Annotated in this window: 5 protein-coding genes; 3 read left to right on the forward strand and 2 right to left on the reverse strand. The window is 57.9% G+C overall.

Annotated features, from left to right (window positions below; all coding sequences use genetic code 11):
• Positions 1-7: 7 nt before the first annotated feature.
• The gene (locus C5J22_RS30035; RefSeq protein WP_172746832.1) at positions 8-1,336 is read right to left on the reverse strand and encodes an AarF/UbiB family protein; all 1,329 of its coding nucleotides are present in this window, start codon (positions 1,334-1,336) and stop codon (positions 8-10) included.
• A gap of 787 nt (positions 1,337-2,123) precedes the next feature.
• Between C5J22_RS30035 and C5J22_RS31430 the strand changes: the two genes are divergently transcribed.
• Both C5J22_RS31430 and C5J22_RS30045 read left to right on the forward strand, forming a co-directional pair.
• Complete coding sequence (locus tag C5J22_RS31430; RefSeq protein ID WP_172746833.1) at positions 2,124-2,294, forward strand: hypothetical protein; 171 nt, start codon at positions 2,124-2,126, stop codon at positions 2,292-2,294.
• 245 nt (positions 2,295-2,539) lie between these two features.
• Positions 2,540-3,919: a hypothetical protein gene (locus C5J22_RS30045; RefSeq protein ID WP_105441242.1), complete on the forward strand. Its 1,380-nt coding sequence runs from the start codon at positions 2,540-2,542 to the stop codon at positions 3,917-3,919.
• Between the two features lie 632 nt (positions 3,920-4,551).
• Here C5J22_RS30045 and C5J22_RS30050 read toward each other — a convergent pair.
• Positions 4,552-4,824, reverse strand: a complete 273-nt coding sequence (locus tag C5J22_RS30050) for a DUF4242 domain-containing protein (protein ID WP_105441243.1) — start codon at positions 4,822-4,824, stop codon at positions 4,552-4,554.
• A gap of 148 nt (positions 4,825-4,972) precedes the next feature.
• Here C5J22_RS30050 and C5J22_RS30055 point away from each other — a divergent pair, with 148 nt between their 5' ends.
• Positions 4,973-7,495 (forward strand): AAA family ATPase, encoded by a 2,523-nt coding sequence (locus tag C5J22_RS30055; RefSeq protein ID WP_105441244.1) that lies wholly within the window; start codon positions 4,973-4,975, stop codon positions 7,493-7,495.
• Positions 7,496-7,822: the final 327 nt, after the last annotated feature.

Raw genomic sequence — 7,822 nt, forward strand, 5'->3', positions numbered from 1 at the left:
GTCCTTTCTATCTCAGTACGCTTCGTGACTGATTGTGATAAGGTTTCATGAGGATGCTCAGAGCTTCGCTCTGGAATGCCAGTGACGGAAATCGAGCACGAACGAGACCTTCGTACATTGCAAGTACCCAAATCGCGTTTGCGAAACTGGGTGCTCCACGGAGCCCAAAGCGTCTTTGTATCTCGAATAGCTTGTACGCAAACTCAGTGACAAGGAAATCTCCGACTGTTACGCCCCGAACGGTGGAAACGAGCCTTTCAACTGATGCTTCAAACAGAGTGGTATTGATTTCTCTTGGGATAGAGCTAGCACTCTCTAAGATAACAGAAGAGACAAGCTTAAAATCACCAGTAATTACTCCAAAAAAAAGGCACCTTAATCTTCTTCTGTCGATCTGATTTATTCGAACTACCAGTCCAAAATCAATCAAAACCACGTTATTTCTATCGTCTAGCACTACGTTTCCGGGATGAATATCTCCATGGATGATGCCGTGCACGAAGACCATGTTGTAGACTTCTCTCAACACAAATAGCGCGTACGATCTGAAGTCAGAATCTGGTATTTCCTCGGACGAAATTCGACTTCTGATATTTATGTATTCCATCCCAAGTGAAGTTTCTTCGATCAGATCGTCGTGCAAGATAGGGATCCGTATTTCCAGCAGGGGGCTTAAATCGATCATATTTCTTGCTTCTATTCGCATGTCACATTGTTCAATAAGTATTGAACTGAAGGAATTGAATATTTCCTCCAGAGGAACGCTTTTTGTTGCCGGAAATATACTGACTAGTTTTATGATGAGCCGGGATATAGCGATATCGATAAGAATCTTCTCTTTTACATTTTTTCTGAGAAACTTGATGGCGATGTCTTCGTTTCGTATTGTTCTGGCGCGTAAAACGAACGAAACACTTCCAGACGCGATAGGCTCACAATCAATCTCGAGCAGACGCTCCCCCGGTTCATTCGGAAACGCGCTTCGGAACGTCCTCAGCACCTCTCTTTTCGAAGGAACATTAGCTGTGTCACACAACCGCTCTAGGGGAGCCAAGCAACGAGGATCGAAGAGGTCTCGTCGGGCCGATATAATCTGAGCGAGTTTGACACCAGTTGGCCCGGCGTGTTCCGCAAAAAACGAAGCACCTTTGCCAACCGCGGCAAATCCGGATTGATGCCCTTTCCCTAAAGCGTTGATCAAGTAGTGGGAAACAATGACGCAAATTGAAGCAAGGGCGAGCGCCAGGATAATTGCTATCCTGAACATCGCTCGGGTTGAAGTCCACGTAAACGTGCGTACGCGTTCCTGCAAATGGCGGATTGGTCGAGAGTTCATCTGACTCGTTCCATCAGGAAGCATGCTGCTTCCATCGATCGAAGGTCATACAATGCTGTGATCACGCAATTCTCTAGTGCGGGTCACCGTAGGCTAACGGATCGATATGCGAGTATTTCAATTCTGTGTTCGGCTGAATATGCCGATGGATGCATTTGAGGCGCCAGCTAAGTGATCTCAGCAGTACCGAATTATGTGCCGCCGAGCATTCGTGCGGTCGATTTCCGGAGGGTGTCACCAGGGAAGAGCTTGTCGAACACTGGCGGCGGAACAGCCGTCTGCGCTCGTCGCGCGGGAATTCGCTGTTTGTCCGTTCACCGACGAGCGGCTCAAAAAAACGAATGAGAATGGAATTGTTCTATAGATCGGCAGGTTTTGAAGAACTCGATCTTCAAGATTCGATATTGATTGGACTGATCTTCACGATCGGAGGGGTGAGCCCAGAATTTGGTAATTTTCCGAAGTTGTGATGCAACCGCAGCCAACTCGGAGCGGTCGCACGTGGCGATGCATCTCGCATCTATTACGCTTAACGAGAGCAGGAAGGTGGCGCGGGGCCTCCGCTATCGTTGCGGCTACTCGATACAGCTCGAAAAGCCTCTTATCGGGGAACCTCGCCCTAAATTATAAGCGATCTCTATCGGAGCATTATTTCGCAGACATTTATGGGGGTTTAGGCTGCCAGTCTTTGTATCTCGCACTCGACCAGCTGCAGGAATCGTTGGTTGCGTGCCCCCGCAACCAAATATTACAAAACTCCCGCAGCAATCGCTCCGGGAGTTTTTTGTTGTCGAAGGATATGGTACCGTTCCTAACCAACCCTCGTCCTTCGGAAGAGGCGATCTTCGCCATCAGATCGTTCTGGGCCGCAGCTACAAACTGCTGCTGCATGATGTCGATTACCTCCATCGACGCCATGATGTTGGCGATCGAACGCACCTGCAAGGGTGCTGGCTGACAGCGTCAATAGCCTCGCAAGCATCCGTAGGACGAGCGTTTTCAGCGAACTCGTTTCGGTATCGGCGCCCCGATCTCCAACGGCCTCGGCATTTCACCGCATTGTAGGAACAACAGAGGCCGACTTCACGTTTTGAAATGAACGGTCATCGAAAATGAGTTCCCATTTTATGCCAGTGCGGTCATGTCTTTGTGAAAGCTCGTATGAGCCATTGCTCGACGACAACGAATCAAAGAGCTGACAGCATGGAAAATCCGGTTGCACTGAATCGTCTTTCCGAGAACACGGTCTTCCGTAAAGGCGATGTTTTCGTGCTCTTCGGCGAACTGTTCGGCCGCGGATACGCCACCGGCTTGCTCGAGGAAGCCAGACGGGCTGGAATGGAGATTGTGGGGATCACCGTCGGGCGGCGCGACGAGAACAACGCGCTGCGGCCGCTCGACGCCGAGGAACTGTCTTCGGCGGAGGCCCGGCTGGGCGGCAGGATCATCAACATACCTCTTATGGCGGGTTTCGATCTCGATGCGCCCGCAGACGGCCCAACTCCCACCGATTTCCTGGCAAAGATGACGCTTGAGAGCTGGGAACACGACAAGCTCGACTGGGACTATGTCGGGCAATGCCGCGACATCGCCACTGCGCGTTTTACGGAGTCGCTTTCAAAAGTCATGACCGTTCTCGACGGAATGATCGCCGCTGGCCGCAATGTTTTCTTCGCCCACACAATGGCCGGGGGCATTCCGAAGGCGAAGGTATTCTTGGTCGTCGCCAATCGAATCTACAAGGGGACCGGAGCCCGCCACATGTCGTCGCAGACCTTGCTCGACAGTGACATGGGAAAACTCATCCTGCAGAATTTTGACGACGTCTCCGCAAGCACCTTTCGCCATCTCATTGATTTCAGCGCGGCGATCCGCGAGCGCGTGGAGGCTTCGGGCGGTCAAATACGATATACGGCCTATGGTTACCACGGATCGGCGGTCCTCATTGACGGAAGCTATCGTTGGCAGACCTACACCAACTACACCCAGGGTTATGCGAAGATGCGGCTCGAAGGCATTGCAGAGGAAGCCTGGGCGACAGGGATCAAGGCGACTGTCTATAACTGTCCCGAAATCCGGACCAACTCGTCCGATGTGTTCACGGGTATCGAGCTGCCCCTGATACCGCTGCTGCTTGCGTTGAAGAAAGAAAACGGTGGCCCATGGGCAGACGAACAGTGGCAGGCCTGCCAGCAGCTTCTGGCAGACGGCTTAACCATGAAGGATGTTTTCCGGAAGATCACCGACATGCAGGCCAGCGAGGTTATGCGTCCGTTCTATGACTTTTCGGCATGGCCCATGGCAAACAGCCAGGCACAGGCCGATTTGACCATCGGCACGTCCAACGAGATCACCCAGATGCATCGGGATAGCAAGTTGATGATCAGCGACCTCCTGAGCGGTCTCGTTGTGAAGGCAACCGGGGAGCTAATTTTTGGCGAATCTTCCGAACCCTCCGGTCCCGTCCTGTGGCTCAACCACGATATCGTGGCTCGGCGACTTAACGCTTCCCACCCGCATTCGAAGTCTCCCGCGCCGCTTATCGCGCAGGGAATGGAATCCTCTCACCTTGAGATGGCGTGAAGACTTCCCAGCTTAGCTTGGAAGCTGAGTGTTTTGGCCATGGAGCGACGAATCTTGCGGAAGGAATGCGCCCTATTCCGGCCGTTCGGCATCATTAGCGAATGCCTCAAAGCGGACATTCGATTAGTCGAACGTGACGTCAGCACCGGGGGTGGTAGAAATGGGGGGCACTTCAGTCGCCCTCTCGCAAAATTATGTAGCCCACTTCGAACTACCAACTGGCGTCATTGACTGTTTCGAATCCCTGCCACCAGAATGGCCGGTACGGCCCCTTCGGCCAGAAGGTACTGGTGGCCGCTTCGAGTGGGCAACCGTCGGCGTTCACCGTTTTGTACTGAAATGGCGCGCCATTTCCAGTCTACTACAACGTTAGTTCGCCAGTCCTAGTCACAGATGGGCCACTCCTTTTTGTGCTGGCGTGCCCGCCCGCTCAACTTGAACCGGCTGCCGGGCCTGTGACGCTGTTCATGAGGAACGGCTTTCGAAGGTGCGGCACTCGATGAATAGAGCATGGAACGTGAACGACCCCGGTCCTCGAGAGTCTTACCCGGTAATCGAGGGGTCCGTTTCGGCCTCCCCGCATCACGCGTGACGCCGCGAACTGACGCCGATTGTCAGTCCGCTGGCCGAAGTCAGTTGTAGAAATAGGGATCGAGCACCCGAACTTCGGTGATCTTGTCAACCGGCAGGCCGTTACGCTTGGCGGCGCTTCGGATCGCTTCGGGCGAGGCGGCGTCGTAGATGCAGAAGGTCCGCGTCTTGTCGGGCGAGACATATGAATGCACCCAGGTGACGCCGTCTTCGCCGTTTCGGGAGACGACCAGTCCGCAGGCTTCGATGCCAGTGGCATCGACGGGAATGGCAAGACCATCGGGGAACGTTCTTTCGACGAGATAACGAGGCATTTCGAAGCTCCTTGCGTTGAGGCGACATGCCGAGACTGCGCCACCAAAATGGCGGGCGCATCGGCGGAATTCCCCATGCGCGGGCGCTAGATTCCCTATTTTTGGGTAGCCCGATCGACTATGCTTTCCCGGTCACCGGAGTTTGCCTTTGCTTCTGGAACGCGAGGACCATATCGAGCGCATGATGCAGTTGCTTGGCCGTGCCCGGGCGGCAGAGGGCTGCATCGTTGCGCTGGTCGGAGAAGCCGGCGTTGGCAAGACAAGTCTGGTCGATGCTTTCGTTCGCAAGATCGGGGATCGCGCAAATGTCTTGCGCAGCGCCTGCGAGGACCTTTCCATTCCCGAACCGCTCGGGCCCCTCTATGACCTGGTCCGCGTGACAAGGCTCGACCTTGCCATCACCGCACATGGCGGTTCGCGCCTGCAGCTCTTCTCCGAATTGCTGCATCGGTTGAGCGCGGCCGACCGGCCGACCGTGCTGATCATCGAGGATGTGCATTGGGCCGACGACGCAACGCTGGACCTTATCCGGTTTCTCGGGCGGCGGATTGCAGGCACCAATATCCTCGTGGTGCTCACCGCACGCAATGAGGCGACCGAGGGGCAGAGGCGGCTCCGGCAGGCGCTCGGCGAAATCCCCACGGGAACCGTGTGTCGTGTGGAGGTTCCGCTGCTCAGCGAAGCAGCAGTTGCGCGCCTTGCGGCCGAAGCCGGCCTCGATGCCGCCGCCGTGTTTCGCGCAACCGAAGGTAATGCCTTCTTCACCAGCGAGGTAATCGAGGCGGGGAATGCCGAAGCGCTGCCAGGCAGTGTGAGTGACGCCGTGCTTCGCCGCGCGGAACGGCTTTCGCCCGGCGCGAGGGAGACGCTCGATACCGCGGCGGTATTTCCGCGCCGGGCGGAACTCTCGATCCTGATGGACCTGCTTGGAGCGGATGCAGCGCCCAATATCCGCGAGGCCGTCGCGGCGGGACTGCTGACGGAGACGGGCGACCATCTGCAGTTCCGCCACGAGATCGCTCGCCGCGCCATCGAGACCGCGCTGCCGGAGGGCGCTCGGCGTTCGATCAACGGCAAGGTTCTTGCCGCGCTGAGCGAGACCGCCGACATCCCGGCTGTGCGGCTTGTGCATCATGCGCGGCAAGCCCATGAGCCAACCGTGGTTCGACGCCTCGCGCCTGCTGCTGCGGCGGAAGCCTCGGCGCTCGGGTCGCATCGCGAGGCGGCCGAAATGCTTTCGGCGCTGCTGAGCGGCCTCGGCGGCAATACCCTCCCCGATTTTGCCGAGTTGTCGATGGCGCTTGGCATCGAACTCTATCTGCTCGGCCGCATGGACGAAGCATTGGTGAAGGCCGAGGACGCACGTCACCGGTACGAACAGCAGGGCGACCTGCTCAAGGTGGGCGACTGCCTGCGATGGATTTCGCGTTTCAACTACCTCAACGGCGACCGTGTGGCTGCCGAGCTTCATGCAGCGGCGGCCGTGCGACTGCTTTCCGCCCAACCGCCGGGTGGCGAGCTGGCAATGGCCCTCTCCAACCAGTCGCAGCTCTCCACGCTGGCGGATCGCGTCGAGGAATGCCTGCGCACCGGAAAGGCGGCCGTTGCCCTGGCCGCCTCGATCGGGCGCAGCGACATCGTCTGCCACGCTCTCAACAATATGGGATATGTGCGACAGTGGCAGGATCTCGACGCCGCCCAAACGGGGCTGACGGCAAGCCTGGAGATGGCGCTGGCGGACGATCTGCAGGAGCATGCCGCGCGCGCCTACTGCAATCTCGGCTGCCTGTTGATCAACTGGTTTGCCTATGCCGAGGCCGAGCGGGCCTTGTCGGTCGGCGTGGCCTACTGTGTCGAGCGCGATCTAGACACATGGCGGGACTATATGAGGGCATGGCAGGGTGAACTGGCTCTCCGGCTCGGCCGCTGGGACGAAGCGGCGGCAATCGCGCTTTCGGTCCTCGACAATCCATCTGCGACGCCGCTGTCCCGGTTTCCCGCCGGCCTGACCCTGGCGCGCCTCCGCATCCGGCGGGGCGACAACGCCAGCGCCCTGCTTCAACAACTGGACCAGTATCTGGTCCGCGGCCGCGAGTTCCAGCGGCTCGCCGCCTATGCTGTGGTGCGGGCGGAAGCCGCCTGGATCGCCGGCCACGGGCAACGGGAAGCGCTCGCCCTGTTGCAGGAGTCCATTGAGCTCATGCCCAACCGCAAGCTCTATCCGGAGCTGATCTTCTGGCACGCGAAACTGAACAGCATCCTCCCCGACGCAAACGAGATTGCTCCCTTGGCCTCCGCGGACATGCCGTTCGAGCGGGCGCTGCTGCTGCTCGACGGGACGCCAGCGGAGCGCATGGCCGCGCTGTCCGTTTTGCGCAGCCTCGGTGCAACCGCCGTGATCGAAAGGGAAAGCCGTGCTCAGGCCCCACGCGCGGTTGTTCCCGCGCGCGGACCCGGCCGGAGCACGACGGAAAATCCGCTCGGCCTCACACAGCGCGAGATGCAGGTTCTGGCGCTGATTGCCCAAAGCCGCAGCAACAAGGCCATTGCGCGGGAGTTGGCAATCTCCGCCAAGACTGTGGACCACCACGTCTCCGCCGTGCTGGGGAAACTGGCCGCCAGCTCTCGTTTGGAGGCTGCGAACAAGGCTCGAGACCTGGGGCTGGTTTAGCGCTCCCCTTTTCCGTCGGAAGACGGGCGACGCAAGCAGGGAAGCGGACAAGGCTGATCTGGTTGAGGTTCTGTCACCGGACCTGCATCGCGCACGCAAGCTCGAATGGTTGGCCAGGGCTCGGCAAAACGTCGTCGGTCACAACGCATTCAGTATGGCTGCTTTCCCAGCGTCGCTCTCAAGAAGCTGCCAGTCCGCTCCCGTGAAGAGTTTCGGGCGCCGGCAGGCGTACGAAAGTCCCCGAGGAAGGAACCCGCGGGCCACAGTCGGAGGCTATGGAGATTTCAATCTGCGGCTCATGTCTGCGAGGGCGCGGCCGCAGCCAGG

Source organism: Neorhizobium sp. T25_13 (genome assembly GCF_002968675.1).
Taxonomy (GTDB): Bacteria; Pseudomonadota; Alphaproteobacteria; order Rhizobiales; family Rhizobiaceae; genus Neorhizobium; species Neorhizobium tomejilense.

What these genes read in the sequence shown, in the direction of transcription:
- C5J22_RS30035 (WP_172746832.1), bottom strand. Translation starts at nt 1,336, where the DNA reads ATGAACTCTCGACCAATCCGCCATTTGCAGGAACGCGTACGCACGTTT.
- C5J22_RS30045 (WP_105441242.1), top strand. Translation starts at nt 2,540, where the DNA reads ATGGAAAATCCGGTTGCACTGAATCGTCTTTCCGAGAACACGGTCTTC.
- C5J22_RS30050 (WP_105441243.1), bottom strand. Translation starts at nt 4,824, where the DNA reads ATGCCTCGTTATCTCGTCGAAAGAACGTTCCCCGATGGTCTTGCCATT.